The organism is Sulfitobacter guttiformis (genome assembly GCF_003610455.1).
Taxonomy (GTDB): Bacteria; Pseudomonadota; Alphaproteobacteria; order Rhodobacterales; family Rhodobacteraceae; genus Sulfitobacter; species Sulfitobacter guttiformis.
This window is the reverse complement of sequence record NZ_RAQK01000001.1, coordinates 1,270,565-1,286,606: the sequence shown is the minus strand read 5'-3', so window position 1 is coordinate 1,286,606 and position 16,042 is coordinate 1,270,565. Positions and strand designations below refer to the sequence as shown.

At 54.4% G+C, this 16,042-nt stretch carries 17 protein-coding genes; 11 read left to right on the top strand and 6 right to left on the bottom strand.

Translation table 11 applies throughout. The features are described 5' to 3' along the window. Nucleotides 1-913 precede the first annotated feature (913 nt). Complete coding sequence (locus C8N30_RS06395; protein WP_025063676.1) at nucleotides 914-1,333, bottom strand: antitoxin Xre/MbcA/ParS toxin-binding domain-containing protein; 420 nt, start codon at nucleotides 1,331-1,333, stop codon at nucleotides 914-916. Nucleotides 1,334-1,906: 573 nt separating this feature from the next. Between C8N30_RS06395 and C8N30_RS06390 the strand changes: the two genes are divergently transcribed. The 5 genes from C8N30_RS06390 (at nucleotide 1,907) to C8N30_RS06370 (ending at nucleotide 6,205) form a co-directional block, all read left to right on the top strand. After that, nucleotides 1,907-2,878: an ABC transporter substrate-binding protein gene (locus tag C8N30_RS06390; protein WP_025063675.1), complete on the top strand. Its 972-nt coding sequence runs from the start codon at nucleotides 1,907-1,909 to the stop codon at nucleotides 2,876-2,878. Between the two features lie 177 nt (nucleotides 2,879-3,055). Further along, on the top strand, nucleotides 3,056-4,093 hold the full coding sequence (locus tag C8N30_RS06385) for an ABC transporter permease (RefSeq protein WP_025063674.1): 1,038 nt from the start codon (nucleotides 3,056-3,058) through the stop codon (nucleotides 4,091-4,093). A gap of 12 nt (nucleotides 4,094-4,105) precedes the next feature. Then, entirely contained in the window at nucleotides 4,106-5,173 is a 1,068-nt protein-coding gene (locus C8N30_RS06380) for a quaternary amine ABC transporter ATP-binding protein (protein ID WP_025063673.1), read from the top strand. Nucleotides 5,174-5,344: 171 nt separating this feature from the next. Then, nucleotides 5,345-5,689 carry an HPF/RaiA family ribosome-associated protein gene (locus tag C8N30_RS06375; protein ID WP_025063672.1) on the top strand — a complete coding sequence of 115 codons (345 nt, stop codon included), beginning with the start codon at nucleotides 5,345-5,347 and terminating at the stop codon, nucleotides 5,687-5,689. Nucleotides 5,690-5,800: 111 nt separating this feature from the next. Further along, nucleotides 5,801-6,205 carry a hypothetical protein gene (locus C8N30_RS06370; protein WP_232222839.1) on the top strand — a complete coding sequence of 135 codons (405 nt, stop codon included), beginning with the start codon at nucleotides 5,801-5,803 and terminating at the stop codon, nucleotides 6,203-6,205. A 738-nt stretch (nucleotides 6,206-6,943) separates the two neighbouring features. Here C8N30_RS06370 and C8N30_RS06365 read toward each other — a convergent pair. Then, nucleotides 6,944-7,432 carry a peroxiredoxin gene (locus tag C8N30_RS06365; protein ID WP_025063670.1) on the bottom strand — a complete coding sequence of 163 codons (489 nt, stop codon included), beginning with the start codon at nucleotides 7,430-7,432 and terminating at the stop codon, nucleotides 6,944-6,946. 88 nt (nucleotides 7,433-7,520) lie between these two features. Here C8N30_RS06365 and C8N30_RS06360 point away from each other — a divergent pair, with 88 nt between their 5' ends. Together C8N30_RS06360 and rsmD are read left to right on the top strand one after the other, a co-directional pair. Then, nucleotides 7,521-8,729: an NAD(P)/FAD-dependent oxidoreductase gene (locus C8N30_RS06360; protein WP_025063669.1), complete on the top strand. Its 1,209-nt coding sequence runs from the start codon at nucleotides 7,521-7,523 to the stop codon at nucleotides 8,727-8,729. Continuing rightward, nucleotides 8,726-9,277: a 16S rRNA (guanine(966)-N(2))-methyltransferase RsmD gene (gene rsmD, locus C8N30_RS06355; RefSeq protein ID WP_025063668.1), complete on the top strand. Its 552-nt coding sequence runs from the start codon at nucleotides 8,726-8,728 to the stop codon at nucleotides 9,275-9,277. Before C8N30_RS06360 ends, rsmD begins: the two co-directional genes overlap by 4 nt. A 44-nt stretch (nucleotides 9,278-9,321) precedes the next feature. Here the strand turns inward: rsmD and map are convergent, their stop codons facing one another. Both map and sfsA read right to left on the bottom strand, forming a co-directional pair. Further along, nucleotides 9,322-10,131: a type I methionyl aminopeptidase gene (map, locus tag C8N30_RS06350; protein WP_025063667.1), complete on the bottom strand. Its 810-nt coding sequence runs from the start codon at nucleotides 10,129-10,131 to the stop codon at nucleotides 9,322-9,324. A gap of 40 nt (nucleotides 10,132-10,171) precedes the next feature. Beyond that, on the bottom strand, nucleotides 10,172-10,885 hold the full coding sequence (sfsA, locus tag C8N30_RS06345; RefSeq protein ID WP_025063666.1) for a DNA/RNA nuclease SfsA: 714 nt from the start codon (nucleotides 10,883-10,885) through the stop codon (nucleotides 10,172-10,174). Nucleotides 10,886-10,930: 45 nt separating this feature from the next. Here sfsA and C8N30_RS06340 point away from each other — a divergent pair, with 45 nt between their 5' ends. The 4 genes from C8N30_RS06340 to C8N30_RS06325 are packed head-to-tail and all read left to right on the top strand — an operon-like array spanning nucleotide 10,931 to nucleotide 13,868. Next, nucleotides 10,931-11,650, top strand: coding sequence for a competence/damage-inducible protein A (locus C8N30_RS06340; protein WP_025063665.1), 720 nt, complete (start codon nucleotides 10,931-10,933; stop codon nucleotides 11,648-11,650). Then, nucleotides 11,647-12,366 carry a GNAT family N-acetyltransferase gene (locus C8N30_RS06335; RefSeq protein ID WP_025063664.1) on the top strand — a complete coding sequence of 240 codons (720 nt, stop codon included), beginning with the start codon at nucleotides 11,647-11,649 and terminating at the stop codon, nucleotides 12,364-12,366. The genes C8N30_RS06340 and C8N30_RS06335 overlap by 4 nt, the downstream gene beginning before the upstream one ends. 12 nt (nucleotides 12,367-12,378) lie before the next feature. Next, complete coding sequence (locus C8N30_RS06330) at nucleotides 12,379-12,948, top strand: peroxidase-related enzyme (RefSeq protein ID WP_025063663.1); 570 nt, start codon at nucleotides 12,379-12,381, stop codon at nucleotides 12,946-12,948. Further along, nucleotides 12,945-13,868 (top strand): OmpA family protein, encoded by a 924-nt coding sequence (locus C8N30_RS06325; RefSeq protein ID WP_025063662.1) that lies wholly within the window; start codon nucleotides 12,945-12,947, stop codon nucleotides 13,866-13,868. Before C8N30_RS06330 ends, C8N30_RS06325 begins: the two co-directional genes overlap by 4 nt. A gap of 75 nt (nucleotides 13,869-13,943) precedes the next feature. On the opposite strand, the gene C8N30_RS06320 is transcribed toward C8N30_RS06325, so the two are convergent. Together C8N30_RS06320 and C8N30_RS06315 are read right to left on the bottom strand one after the other, a co-directional pair. Continuing rightward, the gene (locus C8N30_RS06320) at nucleotides 13,944-14,849 is read right to left on the bottom strand and encodes a LysR family transcriptional regulator (protein WP_025063661.1); all 906 of its coding nucleotides are present in this window, start codon (nucleotides 14,847-14,849) and stop codon (nucleotides 13,944-13,946) included. Nucleotides 14,850-14,992: 143 nt separating this feature from the next. Continuing rightward, complete coding sequence (locus C8N30_RS06315) at nucleotides 14,993-15,928, bottom strand: CorA family divalent cation transporter (protein ID WP_025063660.1); 936 nt, start codon at nucleotides 15,926-15,928, stop codon at nucleotides 14,993-14,995. Between the last annotated feature and the right edge of the window lie 114 nt (nucleotides 15,929-16,042).

Below are 16,042 nucleotides of genomic sequence, written 5' to 3'. Positions count from 1 at the left end.
GAAAATTGTAGATGCGACTTCGCGAGACCCTTCATCCCAAACTGACGAGATTGAGTGGGCTATTCACGATGCTTACGAAAGGGCGGACGAAATCGCTCTACTTGCAAATTACTATTTCAAATTCCGCGAAAGTGGCTCAACTTGCGGCGCTTTTGGAACTTGTTCCTCCGGGAAAGATAACTTTGGTGGGCGAGCAAGAGGGTGCAATGGCCCGAACTGTTCCACATGTTTTTCGAGATATGATCGAAGCGGACAAATTTGAATGGCATGTTATCCACTTTGATAACAACGCTACAAAGCCGGCACGCCAGAGCCGATTGGCGGCTTTTGACAAGGCATTTCGATCATTTCGAACCATGCATCCAGATTTGGAGATTTGGGAAGTACTTGAAATATGGACCGCGAAGAACCTGACCCCTGCAGTCACAACAGATCGATTGGGTAGAGCAATACCCTTCCCAATATCGAACTTTGCGTCCAAAGCTTTTCCCAGTCTTTCGCTCCGGAGCACAATTAGGCCTCAGGTGAAACCAACCAAACGGTGGGTTTTCCTATCCTGTCTCCGCGATATCGCACAGCATATAAAAAACTGTGCATTCAGGGGCATATAGCAGACGAAAGATTGAACGCCGGGATTTTTCGCCGGGTGATACAGGCCACGATTCAACCTGCATCAACGTTCATAACTCGTTGCGAGAACGTGTTAGCTTTTCCAAGCGTGCAGGAGGAAGAGCAAGTAGGACTGGCGACACTTTTGTAAATGGTGCGTCATACAACCCGCACTTCTTGATATTATTCATTGTATCAATCATAGTTGATATCCGCCTCAATGAGGTGTGTGCTACTTGAAGGGCGGGAAGCTGCCATTCGGAAAGTTTGCCAAAATAGCCTCGTCAAAATTACTCAAATTGGCTTACCGATTAAGCAAATCGATCACGGCATCAGCACCGGCAGGACTTGAAATTGCTAAAGCCATTGGTGCAGCGCCTCCAAAGTCTTGGCACGGTTTCTCAAAGAACCGCATCACCAACGCACCGTTGCCATGGTGAACTCTGTCTGCAACCACATATGCGCGAGCGAAATCAAAAAGTACCTGACTATTTGCGACGCTTATCGGGCGCTTTTCGCTTTTTGCCCGGCGATACGCTCTGTCTGAAATAATGTTTAGAGCAGGTTTGGACCCCAATACCTTCAGAACTTTCTCCACGGATTCTACCGGAAGACCTTTTGCAATTTCGGTGTTCAGAGAAGCTGAATCATTAATCTCTTCGGGCAGTCCCAGAAGCTCTGAAACTCGGTCAATCTCTGTCGCGCGTCTGAGTTTGCCGTTCATTATAAATCTCCCTTTTCCTGAACGGCTTTCATCTATGTGACCTAACCACAACCGGATAAGTTAATTTAGACTGGGTGCCCCTGCCACGTGGGCTGCATCCCGGCTAACCATCTGGTGATTGGCCGGAACATGAAAGTTCGAGAAGCACTGAAGCGGATTTGTGTTTTCCTTAGACGCTACTGAATATGTAGGCTGGGCTAGCATGAAGCCGTCAGATGCATGCCGTCTGGCAATAAATGCACCATTAATTCCTTGAATCTCAACAAGATCAGCCTACAGCGAGCCGCTCTGCTGACATCAGTGTTGGTCGCAGCGAATGTCGCCCTATAGACCAAAGTCGCCTTGGATGTTGAGGACCGCTAACAATTATGCGGTTGCATCCCAACTGCAATAGGGTACCCGTTGGCTTGAAAGCGACATTGTCCGTCGCAAATCGACATTCTTCTGTTTCTGTAGAATAGAATGAGCAGTTCGACTGCCAGAATGCGATTGCGATGTTGATGGGCTTTGTGCGGGTGCGCCACAAGTTTGGCTGAAACCCAGCATAATAAGAAAAATAAGGAGATACGCCCTATGAAACGCCTTATCTATGGCGCTGCATTCGCAGCACTTGCGGCCCCCACTACTGCCTTGGCACAAGAACAATGCGGCGACGTCACAATCACCCAGATGAACTGGGACTCGGCCGCGATCGTTACAGCTGTCTCCAAGTTTTTAATGGAACAGGGCTATGGCTGCGACGTGACAATTGTCCCGTCCGACACCACACCTGCGATGACGTCGCTGTCCGAGAACAACGAGCCAGACATCGTGACCGAGCTTTGGAAAAACTCGGCCGGTGATGCGTATGAAAAGCTGAAAGCGGACGGCAAAATCGAAGAGCTTGGCAGCGTGCTTGAGCCAGGCGGTGTCGAAGGCTGGTGGCTTCCGACCTATCTGGTCGAAGCGCATCCGGAACTTGCGACAATCGAAGGCGTGATGGCAAACCCCGAGCTTGTCGGTGGCATGTTCAACAACTGCCCAGATGGCTGGGGCTGCCGCATTGTGAATGACAACCTGATCCGCGCGTTCAATCTTGAAGACAGTGGCATCGAGGTCTTCAATCACGGTTCTGGCGAAACGCTGGCGACATCCATGGCAGCGGCCTACCAAAGCGAAGAGCCTTGGTTCGGTTACTATTGGGGCCCAACAACGCCACTTGGTATGTTCGACATGACAAGTGTTGATCTGGGCGGCTACGACGCAGAGGCATTTGAATCTATGCAGAATGCCGATGCGCCTAATCCCAAAGCATCATCCTTTCCGGCGGCCCCCGTGCTGACGATTGTAACCAAGGATTTCATGGCATCGCATCCTGACGTTGCCGCGCTGATGGGCAACGTGACCTTCAAGACGGACACGATGAGCCAGCTTTTGGCCTGGAAGCAAGATAACAACGCTTCGAACGAGGAAGCGGCTGTCTATTTCCTGAAGAATAATCCTGATGAGTGGAGCAACTGGATTAACGATGCGGCCACTGCAAAGCTGGCACCTCTGCTGCAATAGGAAAATCAGGGCGGCGCTTTTGGTGCGGCCCTTTGTCTGTCGGGTGAGGGCTGCACATCATTGCCAGCTTCTCAAGGCATACCAACTGACGGGGCCGGGATCAGATGATCCGGCCCTTTCGGTGATGACGCATATCAATAGGAAAAGGGCCGCGATTTAAGCCCGTGTGAGGGATGAATGGCGACGTATGATTTCGTATTCGATGGGCTTGGCCTGCGCAATTGGTGCGGTAGCAGCGGAGATGACGGCGGCGGCTTGACGTCCATGTCGCAACTGCTTGCTCAAACATCCGGTAGCGATTTTGAGGTATCAGCGTGGGAAACTCCGTTTCCGTCAATGGATGCCCTGCACGAAGCCTGCACCGCCTTTCCGCAATCGCGCGAATTGACAAGCGGGCTGGAGCAAGGGTTTCTGGCCATTAAAGACAGTCTGAAAGTGGTTGTCGATCCGCTGACACAGCCGCTGAGTTGGGCGCTGAACGAAGCACTTTGGGTGATGCAGGCGGTGCCATGGTTCATCATGATTCCTTTGCTAATGCTGATTGCCTGGGCCGTTAGTCGGCAGATGAAACTTGTTGGACTCGTCGTGATCTGCTTCGGCTTTTTGGGCTTTGTCGATTACTACAGCTATACGATGCAGACGCTTGCGATCATCTTTGTCTGCGCGGTAACCTGTGTTTTGCTGGGCGTGCCCATTGGTATTGCAATGTCTCGGAGCGACCGGGTGCAGCGCATTATGATCCCCATTCTTGACATGCTCCAGACACTCCCGCCCTTCGTCTATCTAATCCCGTTGATCTTCCTGTTCTCGGTAACCGAGCCAAAGCTATACGGGATTGCGATCATTCTTTACGCGATTGTGCCAGTGGTTCGCCTAACGGATCTGGGCATTCGTCTGGTCGACCCGGACGTGATCGAAGCGGCAGACGCCTTTGGCATGACTAAGCGGCAAAAGCTGTTCAACGTGCAGATCCCGCTTGCGCTGCCAAACATCATGGCCGGCGTGAACCAAACCATCATGATGAGCCTCGCAATGGTTGTGATCGCCTCGCTTGTGTCGGCCCCTGGTCTGGGAGTGCTGGTTCTCCGCGGAATTCGGTCGCTGGAGCTTGGCGTCGGCCTGCTTTCAGGCTTGGGTATCGTCCTTCTCGCGATCATTCTGGATCGCGTGACCAAGGCGGCACTTGCCCGCATTAATGTCAGCAAGTCGCGATAAAGGATAACGGATATGACCGATACAGAAATCAAGATCTCGATCCGCAGTCTTTACAAGATCTTTGGCGACGATCCCTTACCCGCCTTGCAACATGTCAAAGATGGGTTGAGCAAGTCGGACCTGCTGGAACTGCATGATCATGTGCTTGGCCTGAACGATATCAATGTCGATGTGCCTGCGGGGAAAACCACAGTGATCATGGGGTTGTCAGGGTCGGGTAAATCGACGCTGATCCGGCACCTGAACCGTCTGATCGAACCTACGGCGGGCGAGGTGTGGGTCAATGACGAGAACATTCTCGACTACAGTGAATCCCAGCTCCGAGAGCTGCGCAAACACATGATGTCGATGGTGTTCCAAAAGTTCGCCCTATTGCCGCACCGCACAGTGTTGCAGAATGCAGGGCTTGCCCCGTCTGTTGCGGGACAGAACGAACGGCAGTACGCGGACGAGGCCCGCAAATGGCTGGACCGCGTCGGCTTGCAAGGTCAAGGGGAGCAATATCCGCATCAGATGTCAGGCGGCATGCAGCAGCGCGTAGGGATCGCACGGGCGTTGACCAGCAACTCGGATATCATGCTGATGGACGAAGCCTTCTCAGCCCTCGATCCGCTGATCCGGACAGACATGCAGGGTCTCCTGATCGAGTTACAGGCAGAATTGCAAAAGACCATCGTGTTCATCACCCACGATCTGGACGAGGCGCTGAAACTGGCGGACCATCTGGTGATCCTCAAGGACGGCTCTGTTATCCAACAGGGTGAACCGCAGCATATCCTGCTAAACCCCGCTGCCCCCTATATCGAAGACTTCGTCAGCGACATCAACCGCGCACGAGTGCTTCGGGTCCGGTCTGTCATGACCAAGACAGCAGACTCGGCAGGTGAACGGGCGGGCGAGATAGATCACGATGATACACTGGAATCTGTGATTGCGCTGTCAGAAGGCGATACATCTCGTAGCTACCTTGTGATGAAGGACGGAAAGTCGATTGGCGTTCTGGACATGCGAAAACTGGTCCGTGCGCTGGTTCCTGTGGAACAATCCGGCGATGCGGAAAGTGCTCGCTTGGGCGGTTGATAGCTCTGCATGGTCCATGCACCTTCGAAGACTGCTTTGTCGCGTTGATTTGCTTCCCGGCTGATTTTGCACCCTGATCCAGATCAGGGCGCATCTACATTCAGGGGGATAACCTCAACGAAGTATCAGTCCACATCTCGCTGTTGCAGAGATGTTTTGAGGAGAACAGGTGTGCGCATAAAAATCAGTACTGACAACAGTATGGATGGCAGTGAAGGTCTCGCAAATGCCATCAGGGACTTGGTTCAAAACGAGTTGACGAACCTCGAAGACCATATCAGCAGTATTGAAGTTCATCTCAGTAATCCCGTTGGCGGCACTAAGGGCGAGACGGAAAAACACTGCATGCTGGAAGCGCGGCTTAAGGGCCAGAAACCTACAGTCGTGACACACACAGCATTGACAGCTGAGCAGGCAGCCAAGGGTGCGGCAAGCAAAATGAAAAGTTCGCTGGGCAGTATTCTCGGGAAACAGGGGGATGATCACCAGAGTATCCGTGGTGATCTGGAAGGTTAGAGAATTTTACCTAAAAAATAAACATTTTCAGGCCCTTAAATATTCTGATGCCCGTGCTTTGAAGCTCTAACATAACTATGAAACGGGCTCACTAAGAATTGCGTATGACACATGTATGGCCTGCGCAAAGACGATTTCTTTTTCTCAAACAGATCGGTCAATATAATGCAGATTCCAGAAGGAACGAAACCAGCACTCATGGGCGCTGTTGCAGGTGCAATTGCCATTTCAATCATCGGCTTTAATTGGGGTGGATGGGTAACAAGTGGGTCAGCTTCAGATATGTCTGAGGAAGTCTCAGTCGCTGCGGTTGCTATGGCACTCACGCCTTATTGCATCCAGAACTCACAAGACGATCCAAGGTTAATCGCTATAATGGCCGAACTTGATGAGGCCAGAAGCTATAAGCGTCGCAGCGTTATTGAAGATGCTGGGTGGGCAACGCCACTGGGTGCTGAAAATCCGGACCGAGAGCTGGCAGAAGCGTGTCTGAGTGCGCTTACTGAAGAAACTTGATCAGCATAATACTAAGCTCCTGCGGCCAAAACACGGTCGCAGCAGCGGACAAAAATGCCCAGCCATTGCTTAACCTTCGATCATCTGAATTACATGGTTGATGAAACAAGCATCAAGTTAGCCCCAAATATCTAATATTATCTCGCAGTCTATTTTTCGGCCAAGTTGCCCTTGTCCGCAGGCCGACGGTTTGCCCGCCAAGATGCTGCACGTAGCACGAATGGCCGCAATAACTGGCTGCACCGCAGCATCGGGTGTGGCGGTCTAACGGCGGCTTTGGGCCGTAAGTCGCCGGATCGCAGGGGCGTGTGGGTTTGCTGTGTAACGCGGAAATTTTCGCGCTGAACTCGCGCAACATTATGTGCTCAGAAAGCCGTCTAGGCCATCGATATCTGGTAAGGCCTCACAAAGGTACGCTTGCCCCTACACTGCCGCTATCGATGTAATGCGCGAATAAATATTGAATATATCGTTCATGCTGCCGATTTGTGAACGTTTCCCCAGCATTAGCCGTCATGCTGCCGTCAACGAAACTCTTTTTTCTCCAGTTTATATAATCTCGAAAAATTATGCCAAAATAAAGAAGGTTAGAATGCTAAATTGGCGAATTCAGCGATTGATAAATCGTAAATTTTTTTTCTGGATCATACAAACAAGGCCCCCAAATAAAAATCCGGGGGCCAATCGTGTCCTATAAGTGAGAGTGCGTCGGTATAATCGCGGCCCTCTTTAATTATATTACATATTGGCGAGGAGGCTTTCGCCACCTGAGACTTCGCAGACGCCGGGGCTTTCTTCTGCCTGCAACAGGGTTACCTTTCCATCTTCGACCAACATCGCGTAGCGCTTGGACCGTGCCACCAGACCGGCGGGTGCTGCATCAAAATCCATGCCGATCGCCTTTGTGAACTCCGAGGAGGCGTCACCCAGCATGGTAATGCCTGCGGCTGTGGCGCCTGTCGCCTCGCCCCACGCCTGCATCACAAAAGGGTCGTTGCATGAAACGCAGATAATTTCGTCCACGCCCTTGGCATCAAACTCGCCCTTGGTGCGAACGAAGCTGGGGACATGCGCGGAATGGCAGGTCGGCGTGAATGCACCCGGTACCGCGAACAGGACGACCTTGCGGCCTTTTGTCAGATCGCTCATCTTGACCGGCGCAGGGCCTTCGGTGCCCATCTTTACCAGTGTTGCTTCGGGGAGCGTATCGCCTTGGGAAATTGGCATGGGGTCACCTTTCATGTGATTGTGTTTAGCCTGAAGCAAGATATAGGGTCATCCCACAGCAGGGGCCAGTGCATCAGGGAGAATTACCATGCGCCATATCATCGTGATCGGAGCAGGGCAGGCGGGCTCGTCTTGTGTGGTGAAATTGCGCAATGACGGGTTTGACGGAAAAATTACACTGATTGGTGCCGAGGCCCATCCCCCTTACCAGCGCCCGCCTTTGTCCAAGGCATATCTGATGGGAGATATGGCGTTGGAGCGCCTTTATCTGCGACCGGAGGCATTTTATGCCGAGCAGAATATTGATTTGCGCCTTGGGGCCACAGTTGAGGCGATTGACACGACAACCCGACAGATCACGGTCGATGGCACAGTCATTGCTTATGATGATCTGGTGCTCGCAACAGGGTCAGTCCCCCACCGCCTGCCTGCCGCCATTGGGGGTGCGCTTGAGGGTGTGCATGTGGTGCGCGGTTTGTTGGACGTGGATGCCATGGCGCCGCGCTTTGTAGCGGGTGCTCGAGTGCTGATCGTCGGCGGCGGCTATATCGGGCTTGAGGCAGCTTCAGTTGCGGCAAAACTGGGTCTTGAAGTGACCCTTGTCGAGATGGCGCCGCGCATCTTGCAGCGTGTGGCCAGTCCGGAGACGTCGAATTTTTTTCGCTATTTGCATCAAAGTCATGGCGTGATGTTGCGCGAAGGTGTGGGGCTCGAGCGTTTGACAGGAGACGGCGTAGTAAGTGGCGCAGTTTTGACTGACGGGGTCACGCTCGAGGTTGATTTTGTTATTGTCGGTGTGGGTATCGCACCGTCGACCGCACTGGCAGAGGCCGCAGGTATCACTGTTGAGAATGGCATTGCAGTTGACAGTTATGGCCGTACCAGCGCTCCGCATGTTTGGGCAGCAGGGGATTGCACCTCGTTTCCCCATAATGGCGCGCGGATCCGGCTGGAGAGTGTTCCGAATGCGATCGAGCAAGCGGAAGTTGTGGCCGAAAATATTATGGGCGCCGAAAAAGAGTATTACGCAAAGCCGTGGTTTTGGTCGGACCAGTACGACGTGAAATTGCAAATTGCAGGCCTGAACACTGGTTATGACCGTGTCGTGACACGCGGTGCGGTGCCAGGGCCGGTGTCGTTCTGGTATTATCGCGGGGCGATGTTGCTTGCTGTGGATGCCGCAAATGATCCCCGTGGCTATATGATTGGCAAGCGCCTCATTGAGGCTGGCAAGTCGCCGGCACCTGAAATAGTTGCAGACCCGCAAACTGATATGAAAGCGCTGCTGACCGCATGAGGATTATTGCGGGCACATATCGTGGCACGGTTTTGGCCGAAGTAGGTGAGGGAGATACGGAGGCACATCTGCGGCCGACCTCGGACCGCGTGCGCGAAAGCCTGTTCTCGATGCTGACGCATCTTGATGTGATCCGCGGTGCGCGGGTTTTGGACCTGTTTGCGGGCACAGGCGCGCTGGCGCTTGAGGCGCTGTCACGCGGTGCGAGCAAGGCAATATTGGTCGAGAGCGGCCGTGTCGGTCAAAAGCTGATTGCCCAAAATATTGAAAAAGTCAGGGCAGGCGGCAATGCGACATTGATGCGCAATGACGCCACACAATTGGGTGCATGGATTGCGGCGCCTTTCGATCTGGTTTTTCTTGATCCGCCCTATGGAAAGGGGATGGGTCAGCAGGCCCTTCTCGCGGCGCGTGCAGGGGGATGGCTGGTAAAAGGCGCGCTGGTTGTCTGGGAAGAGAACGCGGCTATGGAGGCCCCTCGGGGGTTCACAAGAACCGATCGCCGCAAATACGGCAGCACCCATGTGACGCTTTTAAGCGTAGACTAAAGCAGCTGAACTCGCGCAGCCTTAGGCAGCCAGATGTATCGCGGTCAGTATGTCGGGTGGAATTTGCCTGCAGGGGAGAGGGTGAAAATCTCGCACCCGTCTTCGGTCACGCCAATCGAATGCTCGAATTGCGCAGACAGTGATTTATCGCGTGTTACCGCAGTCCAGTCATCGGCCAGTGTTTTTGTTTCGGCGCGACCAAGGTTCACCATCGGTTCGATGGTGAAGAACATCCCTGGCTCCAGCACAGATTTGGTACCTGCTTTGCCGTAGTGCAAAACATTTGGCGGCGCGTGGAAGACGCGACCCAAACCATGCCCGCAAAAATCCGTCACAACAGACATCCGGTGTCCTTCGACAAAGCTCTGGATGGCATGGCCGATGTCGCCGAACGTATTGCCCGGTTTAACGATTTCGATGCCCTTCATCAGTGCTTCATGGGTAATTTCGATCAAACGCTCTGGTTTGCGCGCCAGTTTTCCGGCCACATACATTCGGGAGGTATCGCCGAACCAGCCATCAACGATGACGGTTACGTCAATGTTCAGAATATCGCCATCTTTCAGCTTTTTATCGCCTGGAATGCCGTGGCAGACCACATGATTTACCGAGATACAGCTGGCATGCTGATATCCTTTGTAACCGATGGTGGCGGATTTCGCTCCTGCCGCGATAATTTTTTCCTCGATAATCCGGTCAAGCTCGGCTGTAGTCTGACCTACTGTCACATGCTCCGCAATTTCATCCAGAATTGTGGCTGCGAGAGCGCCCGCCGCACGCATACCTGCAAAATCCGCGACTTCGTGGATGCGAATGCCGTCTTTTGTTGTGCGACCTTTATGGATGTCTGTCACCAGTCTCTCCGTCAGTTATAGGGCGTTGGTTTTCGCCTGTTTAGCGTGCGGGACGCCCAAGGGCCAGAGGGGCAGAAATGCTTATTCCCTGCGGATTGATATCTGTGCCGATGCAAATGGTTTCAACGCCTGCTTTTGTAGCATCTGCATGGGCGGCAGCGTACGTGGGGTCAATGTCGGCAGCTATATCCACATGGGTGCAGTCGGTACGCTGTACCAGATATAACAGGACTGCACGATGGCCCATGCGCGCCACATTCGCGAGATCGTGCATATGCTTAGCCCCGCGGGCTGTCACAGAATCGGGGAATTCGGCCAAATTGGCGCTGCGGCACAGCGTAACCGATTTCACCTCGACATAGACATCTGGCAGGCCTTCTTCCGTCAACAGGAAGTCGACGCGGGAGTTATCGCCGTATTTCACCTCCGCGCGCACAGTCGTGTATGCGGCCAGTGTGTCAATCTCGCGGGCTTCTAGCGCGGCGCGCACTATGCGGTTGGCCAGCGATGTATCGACTCCCGTCATATGCCCGTTCTCGTGATCGACCAGTCTGAGACCGTATTTCAGCTTTTTCTTAGGATCATCGTTGGGCTCAAGCCAAACTTTGGTGCCGCTGTCTGCCAGCCCCATCATCGAACCGGGGTTGGCGCAATGGGCGACAATCTCGCTTCCGTCCTCCAGCGTGCAGTCGGCAAGGAAGCGTTTATAGCGTCGGATGAGGCGGGCAGGGACAAGATCGGATTGAAAGCGCATACCATGGGGCTATACGGTAAGCGACACAGGCTCAAGGAGAGGCAGATGAAGAATCCAACCGCAGCGATGCTGGTCATCGGAGACGAGATCCTTTCGGGACGGACGCGGGATGCAAATATGCACTACCTCGCGGGGGAGTTGACCGAGGTCGGGATCACACTGGCCGAAGTGCGCATCGTATCGGATCAGCGCGATGCGATCATTTCCGCCGTCAGAGCGCTTGCGGCGGCTTACGATACTGTGTTTACGTCAGGCGGCATCGGTCCTACCCATGACGATATTACGGCTGATTGCATGGCTGCCGCCTTTTCTCAAAGCATAGATGTGCGGAGTGATGCGCGTGCAATTCTTCAGGCGCATTATGAAAAGGCCGGCACAGATTTGAACGAGGCGCGCCTGCGCATGGCGCGTATTCCTGCAGATGCAAAGCTGATCGAAAATCCGGTTTCCGCAGCACCGGGATTTATTATTGAAAACGTGCATGTGATGGCAGGTGTGCCGAGTGTTTTTAAAGCGATGGTGGCAAGTGTACTGCCCACGCTTACGGGAGGATCACCGTTGATCAGTAAAACGCTTACCGTGCATCGCGGCGAGGGTGACATTGCCGGACCGCTGGGCGCGCTGGCAGAAGCTTACCCCGGATTGTCGATGGGCAGCTATCCGTTCCAACGGGATGGCAAATACGGCGCAAATATTGTCGTGCGCGGGCAGGACGTCGCGCTGTTGGACGAAGCGATGACAAAGCTTTCGGAAGCGTTTGCATGACGCCCGATACTGAGAAACTGATCGAGGTTTGCGAAGCCACGTGGCCGCCTGCGCGCGCTTGGAATGAAGGGCCATTGACCTTGCGCGATGGCGCGGAGGGGGGCAAGCGCGTGTCAGCCGCAACGGCGCTGGGCGCGGTGTCGGAGAATGACATAGAACAGGCCGAGGTTGCCATGCGGGCCATGGGTCAGCGCCCGCTTTTCATGATCCGAACAGGTGATGATGCGCTTGATGCGATGCTTGACCTGCGCGGATATGCACGCGTCGACGAGGTCCAGATGCTTGTAGCGCCCATTGACTTGCTCACAGATATTCCGATCCCGCGTGTCACTTGCTTTACCATTTGGGAGCCGCTGGCGATCATGAAAGAGATTTGGGCGGCAGGCGGTGTCGGCGCTCAGCGGCTGGAAGTAATGGGCCGTGCAAAACTTAAAACTGGTATTTTGGCCCGCTGGAACGAAAAGCCGGGAGGTGTCGCCTTTGCCGGAGTGCATGGTGGCGTGACGATGGTGCATGCTGTCGAGGTCTTGCCGCACCAGCGGAAGCAAGGCGTAGCGCAATGGATTATGCGTGCTGCCGCGTTCTGGGGCGCTAAACATGGTGCCAGCCATATCGCTGTTTTATGCGTGACCGAGAACAAATCCGCCACTGCACTTTATACCAAGCTGGGCTTTACCGCTGTCGGCACATATCATTACCGCCAATCCCCTGACTGAAGGAGCCTGAACATGGCTGATGACGCACCTACCGCCCTTGATCTGCCGATGGTTAATCCATTGCCGCCGGCAACCCAGAAGTATTTCGACATCTGCACCGAAAAATTGGGCATGATCCCGAATGTACTGCAGGCCTATGCATTCGATATTGAAAAGCTAAACACATTCACAGCGCTCTATAACGATCTGATGCTCGGCGACAGTAGCCTAAGCAAGCTTGAGCGCGAGATGATCGCGGTGGTCGTGTCAGCGGTGAACAAATGTTTCTATTGCCTGACTGCCCATGGCGCGGCAGTGCGAGAACTATCGGGTGATCCGATTTTGGGCGAGCAGATGGTGATGAACTACCGCGTTGCCGATCTGGATATGAAGACCCGCATGATGCTGGATTTCGCCGTCAAGCTGACGGAAGCACCTGAAATCATCGAGGAGGATGACCGCGAAGCCCTGCGCGCTGCCGGTTTTTCTGACCGTGATATCTGGGATATCGCGAGCGTGGCAGCATTCTTTAATATGACCAACCGCGTCGCCAGTGCGTCCGACATGCGCCCGAACAAAGCATATCACTCGCAAGCACGATGAGAGCATGGTTGGGTGCGCTGCTGATCAGCATCGCAGGGACCGTGCAGGCGGTTGAATTACAACTGCCCACGGGCGCGCGCCAGATGATCACCCGCGACACGGCACAAGACAGGTTCCTTGTGCCGGTTGGCCCGTTTGCGGATGATGTCCTACCCACTCAAGTGATCGAGGGAACTGTAGCGCGCAGCGCGTGGCGCATTGACGTGGCGGGCCTTACGCCGCTGCAACTGGCCGCACCACTACGCGACCAGCTTGTCGAGGCGGGATACCGCATAGTGCTGGATTGTGATGCGCAAGTTTGTGGCGGCTATGATTTCCGCTTTGCCGCGGAGGTACTACCAGCACCGAACATGTACGTGAATATCCGCAATTTCCATGTGTTGTCTGCGTTGCGCGGCCCTGGCGGTGCGGTGCAGGAGGCAGTGACGATCCTTGCCAGTGCGTCCAGTGGTGCATCGTTTATCCAGATCATTCAGGCGGGAACCGCTACTGGTGCGGTCGTGGCGGCGGGTAATGTTGCGATGCCTGCGCAGACTGAAGTGGCCGCGAGCTTGTCTCAACAATTGGTCCAGAACGGTCGTGTTGTCCTAGGCGGGCTCGAATTCGAGAGTGGAACATCCGATTTGGGTCGGGGTCCTTTTGATGTGCTTGAGGAATTAGCGGCGCAGATGACTGCGCAGCAGGATATGCGCGTCGCTTTGGTTGGGCATACTGACAATGTCGGTAGTCAGGACGTTAACGCCGCCTTGTCGGTGAGCCGTGCAGATGCAGTGCGCAGATACTTGATCGAGCGTCACGGTGTGGCCGCTGCGCGTCTAGAAGTGCAGGGGGCTGGATATATCGCGCCGCTTGCCACCAACCTGACGGCGCAGGGACGCGAGGCAAACAGGCGTGTCGAAGCGGTGATGCTGTCCAATTAAAAAAGACCCCGATACCGCCTTTGAGCGATACCGGGGCACAGTGCACCGAGGGGAGAAGGTGTTGGTAGGTCTAGCTTACCACTCGCTGGGGCCTTTTTCGGCAAACGAGTGGACCAGAAAATCGATAAAGGCGCGAACCTTGGGCTGAGTAAACCTGCCTGGCGGGTAAACCGCATAAATGCCCTGCGTCTCGACAGGCAAATCGGGAATAGCATCCTCGATCAGACCTTTTTCCATAGCATCGGAGTAAAGATAGCTGGGCAGATAAGCGATCCCGAGACCGGAGATGGCCGCGTTTAGAAGGGATTGACCATCGTTGACCGACAACCAGCCAGCCGTGCGAACCTGACGTTTTTCACCCGACGGGGCGGTCAGTTTCCAGACATTGCCACTGGACTGGTTGGAGTAATGCAATAACTTATGATCATTAAGATCATCGATTTTATCAGGCCGGCCGTATTTCTCGAAATAGGACGGCGAGGCGATCATGCGTTTGGTGGTCTCTGTCAGTTTGCGGGCTCTCAGGGTGCTGTCCTCCAGCTCTCCGATGCGTACGGCCATGTCGAACCCTTCAGAGATAAGCTCGACGTAACGGTTGTTGAGGACCATGTTGACTGTGATGTCGGGGAAATCGCCCAAAAATTCGGAGAGGACCGGAGAGAGGTGGTTGACCCCGAAATCTGTAGCGACCGAAATGCGCAGCAAACCCGAAGGGGCTGATTGCATCGATGTCACTAGAGCATCTGCTTCACCCGCATCATTCAGGACCCGCCGCGCCCGGTCGTAATAGGCAAGGCCGATTTCTGTTGGCGACACACGGCGTGTTGTCCGGTTTAAAAGACGCGCACCAAGGCGGGCCTCAAGGGAGGATACGTGCTTTGAGACAGCGGATTTCGAAATCCCCATCTTCTTGGCGGCGTCGGTAAAGCCACCCTGATCCACCACTGTGGCGAATGCTTCCATTTCCGTAAGGCGGTCCATTGCCGTCCCCTTCCATTCTTTGTTCGAGGATCAGCTATGGGGGCGGAATGGGGCGCAATCTGGGCAGGGGTGGGACAGTAGCAAGGTAATTGCACAACCGTTGCAAGGCAGGAAACAGGGGAACAGTGTGTTTCGGCGGCTACTCAGAGCCATTTCTTGCGTCGGATTACCACCAGCAACAAAAGTGCAAGGGCCGCCATGACCAGACAAAGGATGGTAAATGCCCAAGGGCTGTCGATGCCGGGCATCCCGCCCACATTTACGCCGAAGACCCCCGTAAGAAAGCTGATGGGAAGAAAAATACCCGCGCCGACCGAGAGCAGAAAACTATTGTGCGCCTGTCTGCGTGCCACATCCAGATCGTGGTCATCCTGCACAGCACTCAGGCGGTCTCGCAAGGCGTCCAGTTCCTCTACCGCCATGGTAGTCCGGTTTGCCAGCTCGCGCAGGGCCGGATGGTCCGTATCGGGGATTTTAGGTGATGTGGCGAGAGCGTTAAGAGCAGCGCGCTGTGGATCGAGGTAGCGGCGCAGGCGGATCACGCGGCGGCGCGATTGTGTCAGTTCCTTGGGGATGGGCGTGCTTTCATCTTCCAAATCAGCTTCGAAGAATTCAGTCAGCTTCGAGATGGACTTCACTTCCTCCTGCACCCGCGCTGTGAGGCGTGAAACAAGTGCGGTCACAAACCCCGAAGGTGTGGGCGGAGCCATTTGTGATACTGCGTTTTGCCGGATTTCGTCGATCGCAAAAACGCGGCGCAGGCGTACTGTCACGATGACATTGTCAGTGACCCACATCCGGATCGAGACCATTTCCTCGGCTGGTTGGCCGACATTCAGGTTTATGCCACGCAGATTGAGGATCAACCCGTCCTCGTAAACATCACACCGCGGCCGCGTTTCGGGTTGTAGCAGGGCGCCTGCAGGAATGTCAGGTAAATAGTTTTCACACCAGCTCGGGAGCTGTGGATCAGACAAATCAAAATGCCACCAGCGGTAGCGGGCCGTGCCGGTCAGGTCACGCGTGTCAGGCACTGTTGTCGTGCCGTCCTCGTTCACGTCAAATACACAAATCGGCATGGAGTGGTCCTTTTGTGGATACACGCAACACTGTTTACACCGTTTGGATCGGGTGCAAGGGGCAGGGAGCCCCCGTTGATGGTTCCAGACGGGCGCGACCTTGGATCAGGCTAA

Coding starts and splice junctions, on each gene's coding strand:
- C8N30_RS06395 (WP_025063676.1), bottom strand. CDS start 1,333: ATGAACGGCAAACTCAGACGCGCGACAGAGATTGACCGAGTTTCAGAG.
- C8N30_RS06390 (WP_025063675.1), top strand. CDS start 1,907: ATGAAACGCCTTATCTATGGCGCTGCATTCGCAGCACTTGCGGCCCCC.
- C8N30_RS06385 (WP_025063674.1), top strand. CDS start 3,056: ATGGCGACGTATGATTTCGTATTCGATGGGCTTGGCCTGCGCAATTGG.
- C8N30_RS06380 (WP_025063673.1), top strand. CDS start 4,106: ATGACCGATACAGAAATCAAGATCTCGATCCGCAGTCTTTACAAGATC.
- C8N30_RS06370 (WP_232222839.1), top strand. CDS start 5,801: ATGTATGGCCTGCGCAAAGACGATTTCTTTTTCTCAAACAGATCGGTC.
- C8N30_RS06365 (WP_025063670.1), bottom strand. CDS start 7,432: ATGCCAATTTCCCAAGGCGATACGCTCCCCGAAGCAACACTGGTAAAG.
- C8N30_RS06360 (WP_025063669.1), top strand. CDS start 7,521: ATGCGCCATATCATCGTGATCGGAGCAGGGCAGGCGGGCTCGTCTTGT.
- rsmD (WP_025063668.1), top strand. CDS start 8,726: ATGAGGATTATTGCGGGCACATATCGTGGCACGGTTTTGGCCGAAGTA.
- sfsA (WP_025063666.1), bottom strand. CDS start 10,885: ATGCGCTTTCAATCCGATCTTGTCCCTGCCCGCCTCATCCGACGCTAT.
- C8N30_RS06340 (WP_025063665.1), top strand. CDS start 10,931: ATGAAGAATCCAACCGCAGCGATGCTGGTCATCGGAGACGAGATCCTT.
- C8N30_RS06335 (WP_025063664.1), top strand. CDS start 11,647: ATGACGCCCGATACTGAGAAACTGATCGAGGTTTGCGAAGCCACGTGG.
- C8N30_RS06330 (WP_025063663.1), top strand. CDS start 12,379: ATGGCTGATGACGCACCTACCGCCCTTGATCTGCCGATGGTTAATCCA.
- C8N30_RS06325 (WP_025063662.1), top strand. CDS start 12,945: ATGAGAGCATGGTTGGGTGCGCTGCTGATCAGCATCGCAGGGACCGTG.
- C8N30_RS06320 (WP_025063661.1), bottom strand. CDS start 14,849: ATGGACCGCCTTACGGAAATGGAAGCATTCGCCACAGTGGTGGATCAG.
- C8N30_RS06315 (WP_025063660.1), bottom strand. CDS start 15,928: ATGCCGATTTGTGTATTTGACGTGAACGAGGACGGCACGACAACAGTG.